This window comes from Micromonospora sp. NPDC050686 (genome assembly GCF_040654475.1).
In the GTDB taxonomy this organism is placed as follows: Bacteria; Actinomycetota; Actinomycetes; order Mycobacteriales; family Micromonosporaceae; genus Micromonospora.
The window spans coordinates 40,065-58,621 of the sequence record NZ_JBFAID010000013.1 but is presented as its reverse complement, the minus strand read 5'-3'; the positions used below and the strand labels follow the sequence as shown (position 1 = coordinate 58,621).

Below are 18,557 nucleotides of genomic sequence, written 5' to 3'. Positions count from 1 at the left end.
CACCCGGGTGACTCGGGGGCGAAATCCGGACCTGACCCGTACGCCACACTTGCCCACGACGCGCGGCAGAAGGAGGGGACCATGGCCCGACGGCAGTGGAGCATCGCGGCGCAGCTGTTCGCCCTGCAGGCCGTGGTCGTCACGCTGCTGGTGCTGGCGGGTGCCGGGGGTGCCGTCTGGCTGGCCCGCGCCGACTCCGAACAGGCGGCCCGGGCGGAGGTGCTGGCGGTCGCGGAGACGGTGGCCCGCTCCCCCGACGTACGCGCGGCGCTGCGCTCCGCCGACCCGGCGGCCGCCCTGCAGCCGTACGCGGAGGCCACCCGGCGGGCCACCGGCACGGACTTCGTGGTGGTGATGGCCCTGGACCGGACCCGCTACTCGCATCCCAATCGGGCCCTGATCGGGCACCCGTTCATCGGGGACATCGGCCCCGCCCTGGCCGGCGAGCGGTTCACCGTCACCAACACCGGAACCCTCGGTGAGTCGGTACGCTCCGTCGTCCCGGTGCGGGACGCCGACGACCGGATCATCGGCCTGGTCTCCGTCGGCATCACCACCCGGGCGATCAACCGCAAGCTGCTCGCCCAGATCCCGGTGCTGCTCGGCGCGGCCGTGCCGGCGCTCGCCCTGGCCGGGACCGGCTCCTGGCTGCTCAGCCGCCGGCTGCGGCGGCAGACGCACGGGCTCGGACCACGCCAGATGACCCAGATGTACGAGTACTACGACGCCGTCCTGCACTCGGTGCGCGAGGGACTGGTGGTGCTCACCCGGGACCGCCGGGTGGCGCTGGTCAACGACGAGGGCCGGCGCCTGCTCGGGCTGGGTGCGGAGGCGCCGCTGACCGATCAGCCGGTGAGCGCGGTCGACCTGCCGCCGGCGGTGGCGGACCTGCTCGCCGAGGGGCGGGACGCGCACGACGAACCGGTGCTGGCCGGCGAGCGGGTGCTGGTGGCCAACCAGCGCAGCACCCGGTTCGAGGGGAAGGTGCTCGGCACCGTGCTGACCCTGCGGGACCAGACCGACCTGCGCAACCTGGCCAGCGAGCTGGACTCGGTGCGGGCGCTGACCGAGGCGTTGCGGGCGCAGACCCACGAGTCGGCCAATCGGCTGCACACCGTGCTGACGCTGGTCGAGCTGGGGCGTACCGAGGAGGCGGTCCGGCTCGGCACGGAGGACCTGGCGTTGGCCCAGCAGCTCACCGACCGGGTGGTCGGCGCGGTCACCGAGCCGGCCATCGCCGCGCTGCTGCTCGGCAAGTCGGCGCAGGCCGGCGAGCGCGGCATCGACCTGGTCGTCGAGCCGGACTGCCGGCTCGACGGCAGCCCGCTGCCCACCACCGACCTGCTCACCGTGCTCGGCAACCTGGTCGACAACGCCCTGGAGGCGGTCGCCGGCACCGATCCGCCCCGCCGGGTCCGGGTCTTCGTCGGGGCCGACGGCACCGGACTCGTCGTCCGGGTCGGGGACAGCGGGCCCGGCCTGGACCCGGATCGGGTGGCGGACGCGTTCCGGCGCGGCTGGTCCACCAAGAGCGCCGGCCGGGGCGTCGGCCTGGCCCTGGTCGGGCAGGTCATCCGCCGCTACGGCGGCCGGTACGAGGTGGGCCGCAGCGCCGACGGCGGCAGCCTGTTCACCGTCCGGCTGCCGATCCGGGAGGAGGGGTCGTGACCGACATCCGGGTGCTCGTGGTCGAGGACGAGCCGTTGCTGGCCGAGGCACACCGGGCGTACGCCGAACGGGTGCCCGGCTTCGCGGTGGTCGGCGTGGCGCACACCGCGCGGGACGCGATGGCCGCGCTGCGGCAGCAGGGGGGCCGCGACGTCGATCTGGTGCTGCTCGACTTCCGGCTGCCGGACCTGCACGGCCTGGAGGTGTGCCGGGCGCTGCGCGCGGCCGGCAGCACCGTCGACGTCCTCGCCGTGACCTCGGCCCGCGACCTGGCGGTGGTCCGCACCGCGGTCTCCCTCGGGGTGACCCACTACCTGCTCAAACCGTTCACCTTCGCGGCGTTCCGCGACAAGCTGGAGCGGTACGCGGAGTACCGCCGGCAGGCGCTCGCCGACGGGGAGGTGGCCGCCCAGCACGAGGTGGACCGGATGTTCGCCACCCTGCGCGGGGCGGCGTCGCACACCCTGCCCAAGGGTCTCGACGAGCAGACGTTGCAGATCGTGCTGGCCGTCCTCGGTGCCGGCGCCGGGCTCTCCGCCACCGAGGTGAGCGGCCGGACCGGGATCTCCCGGGTGACCGCCCGCCGCTACCTGGAATACCTGGTCACCGTCGAGCGGGCGGTGCGGGCGCCCCGCTACGGCACGCCGGGCCGGCCGGAGGTCGAGTACCGGCCGGCGTGAGCCCGCGGGCCCGGCTCAGCTGACGTTGGCCGGGCCGAGGACGCTCTTCAGGTCGCCCATCAGGGCGGTGGTCGGGGCGACCCGGAACGGGCCGAGGCGCAGGGTGGTGACCTTGCCGCCGTTGAGCAGCTTGACGTGCACCTCCGCGTCGCCGGGGTGCAGCACCAGCGTCTCCTTGAGCCGTTCCACCAACGGCGGCGTGCACCGGTGCACCGGGATGGTGAGGGTGATCGGCTTGTTGGCCGGGTTGACGCTGACGTCCGGCATGGACATGTCCATCGCCATGATCCGCGGAGTGTCGTCGCGGCGGTCGACGCGCCCCTTGACCACCACGATGGCGTCCTCGGCGATGTACTGCCCGATCACCTCGTAGGTGTTCGGGAAGAACAGCGTCTCCACCCCACCGGCCAGGTCCTCCAGGGTGGCCGAGGCCCAGGCCCGGCCCTGCTTGGTGACCCGGCGCTGCACCCCGGAGAGGATGCCGGCCAGGGTGACGACCGCGCCGTCGGGCACGGTGCCCTCCTCGGAGAGCGCGGCGATGGTGCAGTCGGCGGCCGCGCCCAGCACGTGTTCCAGCCCGAACAGCGGGTGGTCGGAGACGTAGAGGCCGAGCATCTCGCGTTCGAAGGCGAGCTTGTCCCGCTTGTCCCACTCCGAATCGCCGATGACCGGCATGACGGTGGTGCTGCCGCCGGTGTCCGCGTCGCCGAAGCCGGCGCCGAACAGGTCGTACTGGCCGACGGCCTCCTTGCGCTTGACGTCGGCGAAGGCGTCGATGGCGTCGGCGTGCACGGCGAGCAGGCCCTTGCGGCTGTGCTTGAGGGAGTCGAAGGCGCCGGCCTTGATCAAGGATTCGATGGTCTTCTTGTTGCAGACCACCGCGTCGACCTTGGACAGGAAGTCGTAGAAGTCGGCGTACTCGCCCTTCTCCTCCCGGCACCGCATGATCGCCGCCACCACGTTGGCGCCGACGTTGCGGACCGCGCCGAGGCCGAACCGGATCTCCTTGCCGACCGGGGTGAACGGGCCGGCGGAGGTGTTGACGTCGGGCGGGAGGACCTGGATGCGCATCCGGCGGCACTCCGACAGGTAGAGCGCCATCTTGTCCTTGTCGTCGCCGACGGAGGTCAGCAGCGCCGCCATGTACTCGGCCGGGTAGTGCGCCTTCAGGTACGCGGTCCAGTACGAGACCAGGCCGTACGCGGCGGAGTGCGCCTTGTTGAAGGCGTACCCGGCGAACGGGACCAGCACGTCCCACACCGCCTTGATGGCCTCGTCGGAGTAACCGCGCTCGCGGCAGCCGTCGCGGAACGGCACGAACTCCTTGTCGAGGATCTCCTTCTTCTTCTTGCCCATCGCCCGGCGCAGCAGGTCGGCCTGGCCGAGGGTGTAGCCGGCGAGGATCTGCGCGGCGCGCTGCACCTGCTCCTGGTAGACGATCAGGCCGTGGGTGGGGGCGAGGATCTCCCGCAGCGGCTCCTCGAGCTCCGGGTGGATCGGGGTGATCTCCTGGAGGCCGTTCTTGCGCAGCGCGTAGTTGGTGTGCGAGTCCACGCCCATCGGGCCGGGCCGGTAGAGCGCGAGGACGGCGGAGATGTCCTCGAAGTTGTCCGGCTTCATCAGCCGCAGCAGCGAGCGCATCGGACCGCCGTCGAGCTGGAACACGCCCAGCGTGTCGCCGCGGGCCAGCAGGTCGTACGCGGCCTGGTCGTCCAGCGGCAGGGCCAGCAGGTCGAGATCCTTGCCGTGGTTGAGCTGGATGTTCTTGACCGCGTCGTCGATGATCGTCAGGTTGCGCAGGCCGAGGAAGTCCATCTTCAGCAGCCCGAGCGACTCGCAGGTCGGATAGTCGAACTGCGTGATGATGACGCCGTCGGAGTCGCGCCGCATCAGCGGGATGTGCTCGATGATCGGCTCGGCCGACATGATCACGCCGGCGGCGTGCACGCCGGTCTGCCGGATCAGCCCCTCGATGCCCTTGGCGGTGTCGATGACCTTCTTGACGTCCGGGTCGGACTCGTACAGGCCGCGGATCTCACCGGCCTCGGCGTGGCGCGGGTGCTGCGGGTCGAAGATGCCCGACAGCGGGATGTCCTTGCCCATCACCGCGGGCGGCATCGCCTTGGTGATCCGGTCGCCGACCGCGTACGGGTAGCCGAGCACCCGGGCGGAGTCCTTGATCGCGGCCTTCGCCTTGATCGTGCCGAAGGTGGCGATCTGCGCGACCTTGTCCTCGCCCCACTTCTCGGTGACGTAGCGGATCACCTCGCCGCGACGGCGCTCGTCGAAGTCGATGTCGACGTCGGGCATCGAGACGCGCTCGGGGTTGAGGAACCGCTCGAAGATCAGCCCGTGCGGGATCGGGTCGAGGTCGGTGATGCCCAGGGCGTACGCGACGAGCGAGCCGGCGGCCGAGCCACGGCCCGGTCCCACCGCGATGCCCTGGTTCTTGGCCCACTGGATGAAGTCGGCGACCACGAGGAAGTACGACGGGAAGCCCATCTGGATGATGACGCCCAGTTCGTATTCCGCCTGCACGACGTGCCCCTCGGGGATGCCGTCCGGGAAGCGGCGGGCCAGGCCGGCGAAGGTCTCCTTGCGGAACCAGGACTCCTCGGTCTCCCCCTCGGGGATCGGGAAGCGGGGCATCAGGTTGTGGAAGGTGAACATCCCGGCGGGGTCGACCTTCTCGGCGACCAGCAGGGTGTTGCGGCAGCCCTGCTGCCACAGCTCGGAGGAGTCCACCGCCCGCATCTGCTCGGCGGACTTGATGAAGTAGCCGCCGCCCTCGAAGCGGAACCGGTTGGGGTCGGCGACGTTGCTGCCGGTCTGCACGCAGAGCAGCACGTCGTGCGCCTCGGCCTGCGCCTCGTGGGTGTAGTGCGAGTCGTTGGTGACCACCGGCGGGATGTCGAGCTTGCGGGCGATCTCGGTGAGCCCGTCGCGGACCCGGCGCTCGATGTCGAGGCCGTGGTCCATGATCTCCAGGAAGTAGTTCTCCTTGCCGAAGATGTCCTGGTACGCCGCCGCGACCTTGAGCGCCTCGTCGAACTGGCCCAACCGCAGCCGGGTCTGCACCGCTCCGGAGGGGCAGCCGGTGGTGGCCATGATCCCCTCCGCGTGCTCGGCGATGAGCTCCATGTCCATCCGGGGCCACTTGACGTAGTGGCCCTCCATCGAGGCCCGCGAGTTCAGCTTGAACAGGTTGTGCAGGCCGGTCGCGTTCGCCGCCCACATGGTCTTGTGGGTGATCGCGCCGTTACCGGAGATGTCGTCGCTCTTCTGCTCGGGCCGGCCCCATTTCACCCGCGCCTTGTGGAACCGCGACTCCGGCGCCACGTACGCCTCGACGCCCAGGATCGGGGTGACCCCGGCGTCCATCGCCTGCTTGTAGAAGTCGTTCGCGCCGTGCATGTTGCCGTGGTCGGTCATCGCCACCGCCGACATGCCGAGCCGCTCGGCCTCGGCGAACAGGTCCTTGAGCCGGGCCGCTCCGTCGAGCATCGAGTACTCCGTGTGCACGTGCAGATGCGCGAACGAATCGGCCATGCGTGGTGCCCCCCGGTCGTGGTCATGGGTCGGTCAGGTCACCCTATCGCCGGCCGACCGGCGCCCTCCAGCAGCCGCGCGGGGCGAACCAGCCGGGGTGGTGTGGATCTCCACGACCAGAACCGGCGCCTCACCCATTGATGTCCGCCGCACGGCGTAGTGTGGTTAGACAATAGCGTGTGCCACACGGTAAGGTGTGACACATGGCAAGCGACGAGATCCTGCGAACCCACCTCCAGGAGCTGCGGCGGGGCACGGTGGTCGTGGCCAGCCTGGTCGCCCTGCAGCACCCCGACTACGGATACGCGCTGCTGCAACGACTCACGGCGCACGGCTTCCCCGTCGACGCCAACACGCTCTATCCCCTGCTCCGACGCCTGGAGGAGCAGGGCCTGCTGACCAGCGAGTGGAACACCGAGGAGAGCCGGCCGCGCAAGTTCTACCGCACCAGCGAGGCCGGCGAGCAGATGCTGCGCCGGCTGCTCGACGACCTCGCCGCCGTGCAGGCGTCCCTCACCGCCCTGATCGAAGGAGCCCCCCGATGACGACCCTGACCGACCGCTACCTCGCCGCAACGCTGCGCTCGGTGCCGGCCGCCCGGCGCGCGGAGATCGCCGACGAACTCCGGGCCTCGATCGCGGACATGGTCGACGGCCGGGCCGCCGACGGCGTCGACGCCGTGACCGCCGAGCGGGAGGTGCTCACCGAGCTGGGCAACCCGGCCCAGTTGGCCGCCCGCTACAGCGACCGGCGGCTCCAGCTCATCGGCCCGCAGTACTACCTGGCCTGGCAGCGGCTGCTGATCCTGCTGGTCAGCAGCATCCCGGCCGTGGTCGGGGTGCTGGTGGGCGCGATCGAGGCCACCGTCTCCGACAACCCGGGCGGGGCCATCGGCGCCGGGTTCTCCGCCGCGTTCAACGTCGCCGTGCAGATCGCCTTCTGGGTGACGCTGGTCTTCGCGGTGCTCGAGCGGGTGGGCACGCCGCTGAACCTGCCGGAATGGACCGTCGACCAGCTCCCCGACGAGCCGGTCGAGCGGGACGTCAGCCGCACCGACACCTGCGCCGCGATCGTGTTCCTGGTCCTGACCATCGCGTTCCTGCCGTGGCAGCAGTTCCAGCGGGTGATCGGCGACGGCGACCGACTGCCGATCCTCGACCCGGCGCTCTGGGCGTCCTGGCTGCCGGTGTTGATCGCGGTCCTGGTCGCCGGCATCGGGCTGGAGATCGCCAAGTACCGGGCCGGCCGGTGGACCTGGCCGCTGGTCGGCGCCAACGCCATGCTCAACCTGGCCTTCGCGGTGCCGGCGAGCTGGCTGCTGCTCACCGACCGGCTGCTCAATCCCGACTTCGTCGCCCGCTTCGCCTGGCTGCGCGACGGTGGCGTCGACCTCGTCGCCCGGATCAGCGTGGTGGTGACCGTCGGGATCACGGTCTGGGACGTGGTGGACAGCGCGGTGAAGGCGCGCCGGGCGGCCCGCTGAGCCGGCGGCCGGCAACGGGCGGGACGCCCCGGCGTCCCGCCCGGTCGGCCGGCCGGCCTCCGGCGGACGGGCGGTGCCGGGTCGGCGGACCGGCCAGGCGCCGGCGTGGACCCGCGAACGTACGATGATCAGCGCAGGTCCGACGCGTACCGAGGGAGCGGCCATGGAACTGATCATCGGGTTGGTGTGTCTGGTCTTGATCGTCGTGGCGGTGCTCGGCTTCGGCGTCTCGATCTACAACGGGCTGGTCCGGGCCCGCAACGCGTACCGCAACGCCTTCGCCCAGATCGACGTGCAGCTCGTCCGGCGGCACGACCTCATCCCCAACCTGGTCGAGACGGCCAAGGGCTACCTCAGGCACGAGCGGGAGACGCTGGAGGCGGTGATCAACGCCCGCAACGCTGCCGTCAACGCGCAGGCCAGCGCCGCCGCGGCCCCCGGTGACCCGGCCGCCATGCAGCAGCTCAGCGGCGCCGAGAACATGCTCACCGCCACCCTGGGCCGGCTGTTCGCGCTCTCCGAGGCGTACCCGGACCTCAAGGCCAACCAGAACATGATGCAGCTGTCGGAGGAGCTGACCTCGACGGAGAACCGGGTCGCCTTCGCGCGCCAGGCGTACAACGACGCCGTGATGGCCTACAACAACAAGCGCGAGGTCTTCCCCTCCAGCCTGATCGCGGGGATGTTCTCGTTCGGCCCGGCGGCGCTGTTCCAGCCGGACGACCCGCAGCAGCGCCAGGCCCCGCAGGTCTCCTTCTGAAGTTCCGGCGCCCGATGAACTTCTTCGAACGGCAGCGTCAGGTCCGCCGGCTGTCGACCCGGTTGGTGTTGCTGTTCGTGCTGGCCGTGATCGGCATCGTGGTGGTGGTGAACCTCGCCGCGGTGTTCGCCTTCAACGCCACCGCAGGCCCGCCGGAGCAACTGCTCGGGCTGATCGCCGTGGTCAGCGCGGGCACGGTCGCGGCGATCGGGCTGGCCGCGCTGGTGCGTACGCTGGCGCTGCGCGGCGGCGGTGGCAAGGTGGCCCGCGAGCTGGGCGGGGTGCCGGTCCCGGCGGACACCACCGACCCGGAGCTGCGCCGGCTGCGCAACGTGGTCGAGGAGATGGCGCTGGCCTCCGGCGTGCCCGTCCCCGAGGTCTACCTCCTGCCCGACGAAGCGGCGATCAACGCCTTCGCCGCCGGCTGGGGCCCCTCCGACGCCGCCGTCGCGGTCACCCGGGGCGCCCTGCAACGGCTCAACCGCGACGAGCTCCAGGGGGTCATCGCCCACGAGTTCGCCCACGTGGTGAACGGGGACATGCGGCTCAACATCCGGCTGATGGGCCTGCTGTTCGGCATCCTCTTCCTCACCGTGATCGGCCGTGGCCTGACCCAGGCCGGCGTCCTCGGCGGCGGGCGCGGCCGTGGCAGCAACAGCGGCGGCGGTGGCGCGAACCCGCTACCGCTGGTCGGGCTGGCGCTGCTCGCCGCCGGGTACATCGGCGTCCTCGCCGGGCGGCTCATCCAGGCCTCGGTGTCCCGGCAGCGGGAGTACCTGGCCGACGCCTCGGCGGTGCAGTACACCCGGCAGACCCGGGGGATCGCCGGGGCGCTGAAGAAGATCGGTGGCCTGGCCGACGGCTCCGAGCTGAGATCGCCGAAGCGCGACGAGGTCGGCCACATGCTCTTCGGCGAGGCGGCCCGGGCCTCGTGGTTCGCCACCCATCCCCCGCTGGCCGACCGGATCAGGGCGCTGGAGCCGTCGTTCGACCCGGCCGAGCTGCAACAGCTGTCGCGGCGATGGGCGGCGGCGCCGCCGTCGGGCCGGCAGGAGGACGTCGTCCTCGGCCTGGCCCCGGCCACCCCGGCCGGTCCCGCCGCCCCGGCGGCCGAGACCCGGGTACGCGTCTCGCCCGACGAGGTGTTGGGCCGGGTCGCCGCCCCCACCGAGACCGCCTACACCCATGCCGCGGCGATCCTCGACCGGATCCCCGACCCGCTGCTGGACCAGGCCCGGGACCGGGCGGCGGCCGTACCGCTGCTGCTCGGCCTGCTGCTCAGCGCCGACCCGGCGGTCCGGCGGCACCAGCACGCGGCGCTGGCGCAGCGGCACGGCCGCGACCTGGCCGATGCCGCCCTGGGCGCGGCGGACGCCCCGGCCGGGCTGTCTCCCGCGCTCCGGCTGCCGCTGGCCGAGCTGACCTTCCCGGCGCTGCGCGACCGGCCGGGCCCGGAGCTGGAGGCGCTGCTGGCGACCGTGTTCACCCTGATCCACGCCGACGGCGCGATCGACGTGACCGAGTACTGCCTGTCCCGGCTGCTGCTGTCCGAGCTCCAGGAGGCGCTGCGACCGGACTCCCGCTGGCGCATCGACCGGCGCCGGCTCACCGACGCCCGCTCCGCGGCGGCCTTCCTGCTGTCCACGCTCGCCCAGGTCGGGCAGGCCGACCGGCCCGCCGCCGAGCGGGCCTTCCGGGCCGGCGTCGCGGCCCTGCTGCCGGGGGCCGACCTGCCGTACGCGCCGCCGGAGGACGGCGTGCTGGCCCTGGAGACCGCCTGGCCGGTGCTCGACGGGTTGCGCCCGGCCGACAAGGAGCGGCTGGTCGCGGCGGTCGTGGCGGTGATCGGCCACGACGGGACGATGACCGTGGCCGAGATCGAGCTGCTCCGGACCATCTGCGGCCTGCTGCACTGCCCGCTGCCGCCGATGGCCGGCACCGGCATCGGCTGACGCGCACGGGCAGGTCACGGGCCGGCGCATCCGTACCTGAGGCCCGGATGACATGCTCATCAGGGTGACCACCGAGACGGGCGACGACTGGCGGCGGCCGGGGCCCACCGCCGACCAGCAACGCCTGGACCGCTACGCCGGGCTGGGCGCGACGGCCCTGGCCCTGCTCAGCCTCACCCTGGCCCGCAGCACCGGGACGTTCCTGCTGGGGCCGCCGCCGTCCGGCCTCGAACAGGTCCTCTGGACCGTCGCGGTGCCGCTGCCGCTGATCTGGCGGCGGCGCTTCCCGGCCACCACCACGCTGGTCATCTCGGCCGCCTTCATCGGCTCGCAGGCCCGCGCCGTCCCCGAATGGCAGCTCTCCCAGTGGGCGTTGTTCGTCGCCGTCTACACCCTGGGGGCCTGGGGACCGGACCGCCGGCTGTCCCGACGGCTGCGGATCGGCGTGATCGGCGCCATGTTCGGCTGGCTCGGCATCTCGTACGCGGTCCGGTACGCCGAGCTGCGCGCCGAACCGTTCGCGGACGCGATCGGGCCGGTGCCGCCGATGCTCGCCGCGATCGTCGCCGGTGTGCTGGTCAACGTCCTGTTCTTCGGGTTCGCGTACTTCTTCGGGGAGACCGCCTGGGTCGCCGCCCGCCGGCAGCACGAGCTGGCCCGGCAGGCGGAGCAGCTACGCCGGTCGCAGGCGGAGATCCGGGAGCACGCCGTGGTCGGTGAGCGGGTCCGGATCGCCCGCGAGCTGCACGACGTGGTCGCCCACCACGTGTCGGTGATGGGGGTGCAGGCGTCGGCCTGCCGCCGGGTCTTCGACAAGGACCCGGCGAAGGCCCGGGTGGCGCTCACCGCGATCGAGGAGACCGCCCGTACGGCGGTGGAGGAGCTGCGCCGGATGCTCGGTGTGCTGCGCGCCTCCGACGGCGACGGCGAACGCGCCGCGCAGGCCGCCGGGATCGACCAGCTCGGCGCCGTGGTGCAGCGGGCCCGCGAGGCGGGGCTGCGGGCCACCCTGGGGGTGTACGGGGAGCCGAGGCCGCTGCCCGAGTCGCTGTCCCAGGCCACGTACCGGGTGGTGCAGGAGGCCACGACGAACGCGCTGAAGCACGCCACCGGCGCGACCCTGCTCGACGTGCGGGTCCGCTATCTGGCGCACGAGGTGGAGGTCGAGGTGACCGACGACGGCCGGGCCACCCGTCCGGCGAACGCCGACGGGCTGGGCCTGATCGGGATGCGCGAACGGGTCCACACCCACGGCGGCGAGCTGGCGGCCGGTCCGCGTACCGGCGGTGGCTGGCGGGTACGGGTGCGCTTCCCGCTGCCGATCCCGGCGGGACGGCCGGCATGAGCGCCGCACCGCAGGCGTTCGGGCCGAACGGCGACGCGGCCGGCCGGCCGATCCGGGTGCTGCTCGCCGACGACCAGCATCTGGTCCGCGCCGGCTTCCGGGTCATCCTCGAGGTGGAGGACGACATCGAGGTGGTAGGTGAGGCGGCGGACGGCGAACGGGCGGTCGGCATGGCTCGCGCGCTGCGTCCGGACCTGGTGTTGATGGATGTGGAGATGCCCGGGGTCGACGGCCTGACGGCCACTCGACGGATCAGCGCGGACGTCGACGGGCCGGCCGTGCTGATCCTCACCACCTTCGACCGGGACGACTACCTGTTCGCCGCGTTGCGCGCCGGGGCCAGCGGCTTCCTGCTCAAGAACGGCACCCCGGAGGCCCTGGTCGAGGCGATCCGGGTGGTGGCCCGCGGCGACGGTCTGCTCGCCCCGGAGATCACCCGGCGGGTGATCGCCACCTTCGCCCGGCCGGGTGCCCCGCCCGGTGGCGCGACCGATCCGGCGGCGGCGCTGCGCGACCTCACGCCCCGGGAGCGGGAGGTGCTGGTGCTGGTCGCCGGGGGCGCCAGCAACGCCGAGATCGCCGCCGCGCTGCGGCTGGGCGAGGCGACCGTGAAGTCACACGTCAGCCGGGTGCTGGCCAAGCTCGGCCTGCGCGACCGGGTGCAGGCGGTGGTCTTCGCGTACGAACACGGCGTGGTCCGGCCGGGCGGGTGAGCGCGTCCCCCGCGTGGCGGAGGAACGATCTCCGTCGGCGGGCGGAGGGCAGGCGATCATCAACGACCTAGCGTGTACGCCGTGACCAGCGTGCTCCGCCTCGACGGTGTCGACCGCAGCTTCGGCGACCGTCAGGTGCTCAGGAAGGTGTCCTTCGACGTCGTCGCCGGCCGGATGACCGGCTTCGTCGGCGGCAACGGCGCGGGCAAGACCACCACCATGCGGATCGTCCTCGGCGTGCTCGCCGCCGACGCGGGCCAGGTGACGTGGCAGGGTGTCCCGCTGAGTCGGGCGGCCCGGCGGCGCTTCGGCTACATGCCGGAGGAACGTGGCCTCTATCCCAAGATGAGCGTCCGCGAGCAGGTGGTCTACCTGGGCCGGTTGCACGGGCTGACCGCCGAGGGCGCCCGCCGGTCGACCGACGCGCTGCTGGACCGGGTCGGGCTCGCCGAGCGGGGCGACGACCTGCTGGAGACGCTGTCGCTGGGCAACCAGCAGCGCGCCCAGATCGCCGCCGCCCTGGTGCACGAGCCCGAGGTGCTGGTGCTCGACGAACCCTTCTCCGGCCTGGATCCGCTGGCCGTGGAGACCATCGTGGCGGTGCTGCGCGAGCGGGCCGCCGCCGGTGTGCCGGTGCTCTTCTCCAGCCACCAGCTGGATGTCGTCGAGCGGCTCTGCGACGACCTGGTGATCATCGCGGACGGCACGATCCGCGCCGCCGGCAGCCGGGAGGAGCTGCGCTCAGCGTACGCCTCGCCCCGCTTCGAGTTGGTGGTGGAGACCGACGCCGGCTGGCTGCGGGACCAGCCCAGGGTGACCCTGGTCGACCTCGACGGCCCCCGCGCCGTGTTCGACCTCGCGCCCGGCGGCGACGAGCAGCCGGTGCTGCGCGCGGCGCTGGAGCGCGGCCCGGTGCGCGCGTTCCGGCCGGTCGCTCCCTCCCTCACCGAGATCTTCCGAGAGGTCACCCAGTGAACACCTTCGAGGCCACCCGCCTGGTCGCCGCCCGGGAGATCCGGGTCAAGCTGCGCGACCGTACCTTCCTGGTCAGCACCGTGTTCTTCCTGCTGATCGCCGCGGCGGCGACCATCCTGCCGCCGCTGCTGTCCGGCGGACCGTCCACCGTGGCGGCGACCGAGGCGGCGGCCGGTCCACTGCGCGCGGCGGGCCTGGAGGTGCGGACGGTGCCCGACGACGCCGCCGCGGAGCGGGCGGTCCGCGACGGCGACGCGGACGCCGCCGTCGTCGCCGGCCCGGCCGTGCTGGCCATGGACGAGGCCCCGGACGACGTGGTCTCCGCGTTGAGCACCGCGCCCCCGGTCCGGCTGCTGAACCCGGACGCGGTGGACCCGGTGCTGGCCTTCCTGGTGCCGTTCGCCTTCGCCTTCATCTTCTTCGTCACCTCGCAGACCTTCGGCGTGCAGATCGCGCAGAGCATCATCGAGGAGAAGCAGACCCGGATCGTGGAGATCCTGGTCGCCGCGGTACCGGTGCGCGCCCTGCTGGCCGGCAAGATGCTCGCCGGCACGATCCTGGCGCTCGGGCAGATCGGATTGGTCGCGCTGGTCGCGGTGGTCGGCATGACGTTCGGCGACAACAGCGGCCTGCTGTCCCTGCTGGGACCGGCGATCGGCTGGTTCGTGCCCTTCTTCCTGCTCGGCTTCGTGCTGATCGCGTCGATGTGGGCGGCGGCCGGCGCGCTGGTCAACCGGCTGGAGGACATCGGCGGCGTGTCAATGCCGGTGCAGCTCGCCGTGATGCTGCCGTTCTTCGCGGTGATCTTCCTGAACGACAACGCCACCGCCATGCGGGTGCTGTCCTACCTGCCGTTCTCGGCGCCGACGGCGATGCCGCTGCGGCTGTTCACCGGGGACGCGGCCGGCTGGGAACTGCCGGTGTCGCTGCTCCTGCTGCTGGTGGCGGCGACCGGGTTCCTGCTCGCCGGGGCCCGGGTGTACGAGGGGTCGCTGCTGCGCACCAACGGCCGCACCTCGCTGCGCACCGCCTGGCGGGAGCGCGAGACGGTGGGCTGAGCCTCAGCAGGGGACGGCGGCCCAGCCGGCGGGCAGGCCCGGCACGGGCCAGGCCGGGTCGGGCCGCCAGTCCGCCCAGGACTCCGCCCACCAGCGTTTTCCCGCGTCGAGCAGGGCGGCGATCCGGTCGCCCTCGGCCCGGATCGCCGCGCCCATCCCGGGTAGCGCCCCTCCACCAGCCGTTGGGCGAAGACCTCGACGTCCTTGAAGACGTACCGGTCGGCGTCCGCCGCCCACCACAGGTCCAGCTCGTGGTCGAGGGTGTCCACCCCGATGGGCGTACGCCGGAACGGGTCCTGGAGGTTGAAGTACCAGCCGGCGAAGGCGCGTGCCGGGCCGGACCAGAACACGTCGACCGAGTGCGCCTCGCCGGGTCGCTGGAGCGTCAGCTTGCCGTGACCGGACCAGGCGGTGTGGCCCGCCGTCTGCCACGGGTGCCGGCCACACGGGAAGCTCCCGGTGGTGGGGAAGCCGAACTCGGCGCCCGAGGGCAGGTAGAGCGCGAGCAGGTCGGGCGAATCCTCGACGCAGATCGTCGGGCAGCCGAACCACACCTCGCCGCGCAGGATCTCCCGCCGGACCACCACGTCACCCGGCGCGAAGCGGCCCGCAGTCGTGGTCACTCCCCCACCAACCCCGGCCGACGCACCATGATCCACGCCGCCCCGCTCCACGCCGTCCCCGTCGCCACCATGATCCACCCCCGGCGCGGCAGATCTTGGAAACGTCCCGCTCGTACCGAACGGCGAGTGTCCAAGATCTGGCGCGGAGGTGCCTTCCCCGGCCGGGTCGCGGGCGGGTCAGGAGCGATCGAGGCGTGGCTGCGGGCAGCGAACACCGACGTCAGCCGACCGCGGCCATCACCTCGTCGGAGACGTCGAAGTTGGCGAAGACGTTCTGCACGTCGTCGCAGTCCTCGAGCACGTCGATCAGCTTGAAGATCTTGCGCGCGCCCTCCTCGTCCAGCGGCACGTTGACGCTGGGGATCAGGGAGGACTCGGCCGACTCGTACTCGATGCCGGCGCTCTGCAGGGCGGTGCGGACCGCGATCAGGTCACCCGGCTCGGAGACCACCTCGTACGCCTCGCCGAGATCGTTGACCTCCTCGGCACCGGCGTCGAGGACCGCCAGCATCACGTCGTCCTCGCTGGTCCCAGCCTTGGGGACGATCACCACGCCCTTGCGGGAGAACATGTACGACACCGAGCCGGCGTCGGCGAGCGAGCCGCCGTTGCGGGTCAACGCGGTGCGCACCTCGGTGGCCGCCCGGTTGCGGTTGTCGGTCAGGCACTCGATCAGCATCGCCACGCCGTTCGGGCCGTAGCCCTCGTACATGATCGTCTGCCAGTCGGCGCCGCCGGCCTCCAGGCCGGAGCCGCGCTTGACCGCCCGGTCGATGTTGTCGTTCGGGACCGAGTTCTTCTTGGCCTTCTGGATGGCGTCGAAGAGGGTCGGGTTGCCGGCCGGGTCACCACCGCCGGTCCGCGCCGCGACCTCGACGTTCTTGATCAGCTTGGCGAACATCTTGCCGCGCTTGGCGTCGATGACCGCCTTCTTGTGCTTGGTCGTCGCCCACTTTGAGTGGCCGGACATCTGTTACCTCCGTTGCTACCCGCCGTCTGCATCGACCGCACCGCGCACGCCCCGCTCCCGCCGGCGCACGCGGAGGTGCCGGTCAGCTCTGGTGGAAGCCGTGACGGGCAGATGGCCCTGCCGAATCTCGACAATCCTACCGACGTACGGCGGGTGATCGTCACCCGCCGCACGTCGCCGACCGCGCCGATCACCACAGACCGCGCACAACAGGCCAAGCCACTACCCCATGGCGTACGACCCCAGCACGGTGAACGTCGCGACGTCCCGCTGCTCGCAGCGCTCCACCAGGTCGGCCCGATAGCTCCGGAACGACTCCAGCGCCGCCAGCGGCCCCGGCAGTTCCGAACCCATGGCCACGTCGACGAAGCTACGTCCGTCGTCGAGTCGCAACGTCAGGTAGCGGAAACCGGCCGGCCGGAGCCGGACCAGTTCCTCGTGCACCTCGCCGAGCAGTGACAGGTGCTCGTCCAGCCGGTCCGGGCGGACCCGGTACCGGATAAGGATCGTCTCCATGCTCACGCCACCGGCGCCGGCTCGCGGGCGGCGTCGAGCAGGTCGGTGAGCAGCGCCGTGACCGCCACCGCCCGGTCCTCGCCGGGCGCGACCCGCGCGGCGGCGGTCGGATCGGACAGGTCGTCGCCCGGCCACTCGAAGTCGGCGAACAGCCGCAGCTCGACGTGCTCGTCCACCACCCGTGCCCCCACCTCGGTGAGGATGTCCCGCAGATGCGCGGCCGCCCGGCCGCCGCCAGTCACGCCGTAGCACAGCACACCGGCGGGCCTGCCCCGCCATTCGGCGTCCAGGTAGTCGATGGCGTTCTTGAGCACCGCGGGGATCGAGTGGTTGTACTCCGGGGTGACGAAGACGAAGGCGTCACACGCGGCCACCACCGCGGACCAGCGCCGAGTGTGCTCCTGCCGGTAGTCGCCGAACCGGGCCGGCACCGGTTCGTCCAGCAGCGGCAGCCGCTGCTCGGCGAGGTCGATCACCTCGACGGCCGCCGCGCCGGCCCGTACCGACGGGTGCCGGGCGGCCACCTCGGCCGCCCAATCCGCCACCGCCGGCCCCCGTCGACCCGGCCGGCTGCTGCCCACGACCACGCCGATCATGAAAGGTTTCTTGTTCATGCCGTCATCGAATCGGCGCGGCGGCCCGGTCGGGAGGCCGGCGCGAGGGTGGCCCTGGCGGGGACACCCTCGCGGCCACCGACACCGGCAGACTGGCACCGTGATGGACGGCGAACTGGGCGCGTTCCTGCGCAGCCGGCGGGAGGCGGTACGACCCGAGCAGGTGGGGCTGCCCGCGGGCCCCCGGCGGCGTACGCCCGGACTGCGCCGGGCGGAACTCGCGACGCTGGCGCAGGTAAGCGTGGAGTACCTGACCCGGCTCGAACAGGGTCGCGACACCCACCCCTCGCCGGAGATCCTCGCCGCGCTGGCGAACGCGCTGCGGCTCGACGAACACGACCGGCAACACCTGCGGCAACTCGCGGCGGTCAACCACAGCCGTCAGCTGTGCACCGGAGTCCGTCCGTCGGTGTCGCGTACCGTCCGCCCCGAGGTCCGCGGGCTGCTGGACGCGCTGCCGGACCGGCCCGCCTACCTGCTCAACCGGATCGGTGACGTGCTGGCCTGGAACGGCCCGTTCGACCGGTTGGCCCGCCCGCTGGGGCTGCTCGACGGCGACCGACCCAACCTGGTGTGGTTCGCCTTCACCGACGAGCGCGCCCGGGAGCACTTCCCCGACTGGGCGGAGCTGGCCGACCAGCAGGTGGCCGAGCTGCACCGGCTGCGCCAGGGCGACCCCGCCACCGACGCGTTCGCCGACCGGCTCGGCCGCACCGTCGGCGCGGCGTTCACCACACGCTGGCGACGCCGGCCGGTCGCGGCGCACGCCAGCGGCGTGCGCCGGGTGCGGCATCCGGAGGTCGGGCCGCTACGCCTGGCGTACGAGACCTTGGCACTCGCCGACGACCAGCAGCGACTCGTGGTCCAGCTGCCCGCCGACGCCGCCACCGCCGACGCCCTGGACCGCCTGCTGGGCCGCCGCCCCGGCGCCCTGCGCCCGGTCGCCGGCTGACCTTTCAGCGCTGGTCGGCCACGACGTCAGCGGCCTTCTCGGCCGCCGCACCCGCCCGGCCCTGATCAGCCGGCGGACGTGGCCCGGACCAGGTCGACGAAGTAGCGGTGCAGCCGCAGGTCGCCGGTGAGCTCCGGGTGGAAGGAGGTGGCCAGCAGGTTGCCCTGCCGGACCGCCACGATCCGGTCCCCGGCCGGCCCGTCGGTGACCCGGCCCAGCACCTCGACGCCGTCGCCGACCCGCTCCACCCAGGGCGCCCGGATGAAGACCGCGTGGAACGGCTCGCCCTCGACGCCGCTGATCGCCACCGGCGCCTCGAACGAGTCGACCTGCCGGCCGAACGCGTTGCGCCGCACCGTCATCGCGATGCCGTCGAACCCGCGCTGATCCGGCCGGCCGTCGAGGACCTCGGCGGCCAGCATGATCATTCCGGCGCACGAGCCGTAGACCGGCAGGCCCGCGGCGATCCGCTTGTCGATCGGTTCGCGCAGCTCGAAGAGGTCGACCAGCTTGCTGATCGTGGTGGACTCCCCGCCCGGCAGGACCAGCCCGTCGACCGCGTCCAGCTCCGCCGGCCGGCGCACCGGGCGGGCGTCGGCGCCGACCCCGGCCAGCGCCGCGAGGTGCTCCCGGACGTCGCCCTGCAAAGCGAGCACCCCGATGACCGGTGCCGTCACGTTCTCTCCCTAGAGGTGTTAA

Annotated in this window: 17 protein-coding genes and 1 pseudogene; 11 read left to right on the top strand and 7 right to left on the bottom strand. The window is 72.6% G+C overall.

The features are described 5' to 3' along the window. The first annotated feature begins 81 nt into the window (after window positions 1-81). Window positions 82-1,668 carry a sensor histidine kinase gene (locus AB0H57_RS12250; protein WP_357505483.1) on the top strand — a complete coding sequence of 529 codons (1,587 nt, stop codon included), beginning with the start codon at window positions 82-84 and terminating at the stop codon, window positions 1,666-1,668. Then, window positions 1,665-2,348, top strand: a complete 684-nt coding sequence (locus AB0H57_RS12245) for a response regulator (protein ID WP_357505481.1) — start codon at window positions 1,665-1,667, stop codon at window positions 2,346-2,348. The genes AB0H57_RS12250 and AB0H57_RS12245 overlap by 4 nt, the downstream gene beginning before the upstream one ends. Window positions 2,349-2,363: 15 nt before the next feature. Here the strand turns inward: AB0H57_RS12245 and dnaE are convergent, their stop codons facing one another. After that, window positions 2,364-5,897, bottom strand: coding sequence for a DNA polymerase III subunit alpha (dnaE, locus tag AB0H57_RS12240; RefSeq protein ID WP_357505479.1), 3,534 nt, complete (start codon window positions 5,895-5,897; stop codon window positions 2,364-2,366). Window positions 5,898-6,100: 203 nt separating this feature from the next. Here dnaE and AB0H57_RS12235 point away from each other — a divergent pair, with 203 nt between their 5' ends. The 8 genes from AB0H57_RS12235 (at window position 6,101) to AB0H57_RS12200 (ending at window position 14,183) form a co-directional block, all read left to right on the top strand. Next, a complete protein-coding gene (locus AB0H57_RS12235; RefSeq protein ID WP_357505477.1) occupies window positions 6,101-6,442 on the top strand; it encodes a PadR family transcriptional regulator in 342 nt (113 codons plus the stop codon). Then, a complete protein-coding gene (locus AB0H57_RS12230; protein ID WP_357505475.1) occupies window positions 6,439-7,380 on the top strand; it encodes a permease prefix domain 1-containing protein in 942 nt (313 codons plus the stop codon). Before AB0H57_RS12235 ends, AB0H57_RS12230 begins: the two co-directional genes overlap by 4 nt. 163 nt (window positions 7,381-7,543) lie before the next feature. Next, window positions 7,544-8,140: a LemA family protein gene (locus tag AB0H57_RS12225; protein WP_357505473.1), complete on the top strand. Its 597-nt coding sequence runs from the start codon at window positions 7,544-7,546 to the stop codon at window positions 8,138-8,140. A 14-nt stretch (window positions 8,141-8,154) separates the two neighbouring features. Continuing rightward, window positions 8,155-10,092, top strand: coding sequence for a M48 family metalloprotease (locus AB0H57_RS12220; protein WP_357505471.1), 1,938 nt, complete (start codon window positions 8,155-8,157; stop codon window positions 10,090-10,092). Between the two features lie 64 nt (window positions 10,093-10,156). Continuing rightward, window positions 10,157-11,437, top strand: coding sequence for a sensor histidine kinase (locus AB0H57_RS12215; protein WP_357505469.1), 1,281 nt, complete (start codon window positions 10,157-10,159; stop codon window positions 11,435-11,437). Next, window positions 11,434-12,150, top strand: coding sequence for a response regulator transcription factor (locus AB0H57_RS12210; RefSeq protein ID WP_357505467.1), 717 nt, complete (start codon window positions 11,434-11,436; stop codon window positions 12,148-12,150). Before AB0H57_RS12215 ends, AB0H57_RS12210 begins: the two co-directional genes overlap by 4 nt. A gap of 81 nt (window positions 12,151-12,231) precedes the next feature. Continuing rightward, window positions 12,232-13,125, top strand: a complete 894-nt coding sequence (locus tag AB0H57_RS12205) for an ATP-binding cassette domain-containing protein (protein ID WP_357505465.1) — start codon at window positions 12,232-12,234, stop codon at window positions 13,123-13,125. Next, entirely contained in the window at window positions 13,122-14,183 is a 1,062-nt protein-coding gene (locus tag AB0H57_RS12200) for an ABC transporter permease (RefSeq protein ID WP_357505463.1), read from the top strand. Before AB0H57_RS12205 ends, AB0H57_RS12200 begins: the two co-directional genes overlap by 4 nt. Before the next feature lie 3 nt (window positions 14,184-14,186). Here the strand turns inward: AB0H57_RS12200 and AB0H57_RS12195 are convergent, their stop codons facing one another. The 5 genes and pseudogenes from AB0H57_RS12195 to AB0H57_RS12175 form a co-directional block, all read right to left on the bottom strand. Then, complete coding sequence (locus AB0H57_RS12195) at window positions 14,187-14,339, bottom strand: hypothetical protein (RefSeq protein ID WP_357505596.1); 153 nt, start codon at window positions 14,337-14,339, stop codon at window positions 14,187-14,189. A gap of 119 nt (window positions 14,340-14,458) precedes the next feature. Continuing rightward, window positions 14,459-14,533 (bottom strand): annotated as a pseudogene (locus tag AB0H57_RS12190) (DUF402 domain-containing protein); the annotation flags it as partial. Window positions 14,534-15,026: 493 nt separating this feature from the next. After that, a complete protein-coding gene (locus AB0H57_RS12185) occupies window positions 15,027-15,776 on the bottom strand; it encodes a YebC/PmpR family DNA-binding transcriptional regulator (RefSeq protein WP_357505461.1) in 750 nt (249 codons plus the stop codon). A gap of 222 nt (window positions 15,777-15,998) precedes the next feature. After that, window positions 15,999-16,292, bottom strand: coding sequence for a hypothetical protein (locus tag AB0H57_RS12180; protein WP_357505459.1), 294 nt, complete (start codon window positions 16,290-16,292; stop codon window positions 15,999-16,001). A 2-nt stretch (window positions 16,293-16,294) separates the two neighbouring features. After that, window positions 16,295-16,906, bottom strand: a complete 612-nt coding sequence (locus AB0H57_RS12175) for an NAD(P)H-dependent oxidoreductase (RefSeq protein WP_357505457.1) — start codon at window positions 16,904-16,906, stop codon at window positions 16,295-16,297. A 103-nt stretch (window positions 16,907-17,009) separates the two neighbouring features. Here AB0H57_RS12175 and AB0H57_RS12170 point away from each other — a divergent pair, with 103 nt between their 5' ends. Beyond that, a complete protein-coding gene (locus AB0H57_RS12170) occupies window positions 17,010-17,858 on the top strand; it encodes a helix-turn-helix transcriptional regulator (protein WP_357505586.1) in 849 nt (282 codons plus the stop codon). 65 nt (window positions 17,859-17,923) lie between these two features. Here the strand turns inward: AB0H57_RS12170 and pdxT are convergent, their stop codons facing one another. After that, window positions 17,924-18,535 carry a pyridoxal 5'-phosphate synthase glutaminase subunit PdxT gene (pdxT, locus tag AB0H57_RS12165; protein ID WP_357505455.1) on the bottom strand — a complete coding sequence of 204 codons (612 nt, stop codon included), beginning with the start codon at window positions 18,533-18,535 and terminating at the stop codon, window positions 17,924-17,926. Between the last annotated feature and the right edge of the window lie 22 nt (window positions 18,536-18,557).

Excerpts from the sequence above, each read along its gene's own strand:
- AB0H57_RS12170 (WP_357505586.1), top strand. The coding sequence starts at position 17,010 with ATGGACGGCGAACTGGGCGCGTTCCTGCGCAGCCGGCGGGAGGCGGTA.
- AB0H57_RS12250 (WP_357505483.1), top strand. The coding sequence starts at position 82 with ATGGCCCGACGGCAGTGGAGCATCGCGGCGCAGCTGTTCGCCCTGCAG.
- AB0H57_RS12230 (WP_357505475.1), top strand. The coding sequence starts at position 6,439 with ATGACGACCCTGACCGACCGCTACCTCGCCGCAACGCTGCGCTCGGTG.
- AB0H57_RS12185 (WP_357505461.1), bottom strand. The coding sequence starts at position 15,776 with ATGTCCGGCCACTCAAAGTGGGCGACGACCAAGCACAAGAAGGCGGTC.
- AB0H57_RS12220 (WP_357505471.1), top strand. The coding sequence starts at position 8,155 with ATGAACTTCTTCGAACGGCAGCGTCAGGTCCGCCGGCTGTCGACCCGG.
- AB0H57_RS12225 (WP_357505473.1), top strand. The coding sequence starts at position 7,544 with ATGGAACTGATCATCGGGTTGGTGTGTCTGGTCTTGATCGTCGTGGCG.
- AB0H57_RS12175 (WP_357505457.1), bottom strand. The coding sequence starts at position 16,906 with ATGAACAAGAAACCTTTCATGATCGGCGTGGTCGTGGGCAGCAGCCGG.
- AB0H57_RS12210 (WP_357505467.1), top strand. The coding sequence starts at position 11,434 with ATGAGCGCCGCACCGCAGGCGTTCGGGCCGAACGGCGACGCGGCCGGC.
- dnaE (WP_357505479.1), bottom strand. The coding sequence starts at position 5,897 with ATGGCCGATTCGTTCGCGCATCTGCACGTGCACACGGAGTACTCGATG.
- AB0H57_RS12235 (WP_357505477.1), top strand. The coding sequence starts at position 6,101 with ATGGCAAGCGACGAGATCCTGCGAACCCACCTCCAGGAGCTGCGGCGG.
- AB0H57_RS12195 (WP_357505596.1), bottom strand. The coding sequence starts at position 14,339 with ATGGGCGCGGCGATCCGGGCCGAGGGCGACCGGATCGCCGCCCTGCTC.
- AB0H57_RS12180 (WP_357505459.1), bottom strand. The coding sequence starts at position 16,292 with ATGGAGACGATCCTTATCCGGTACCGGGTCCGCCCGGACCGGCTGGAC.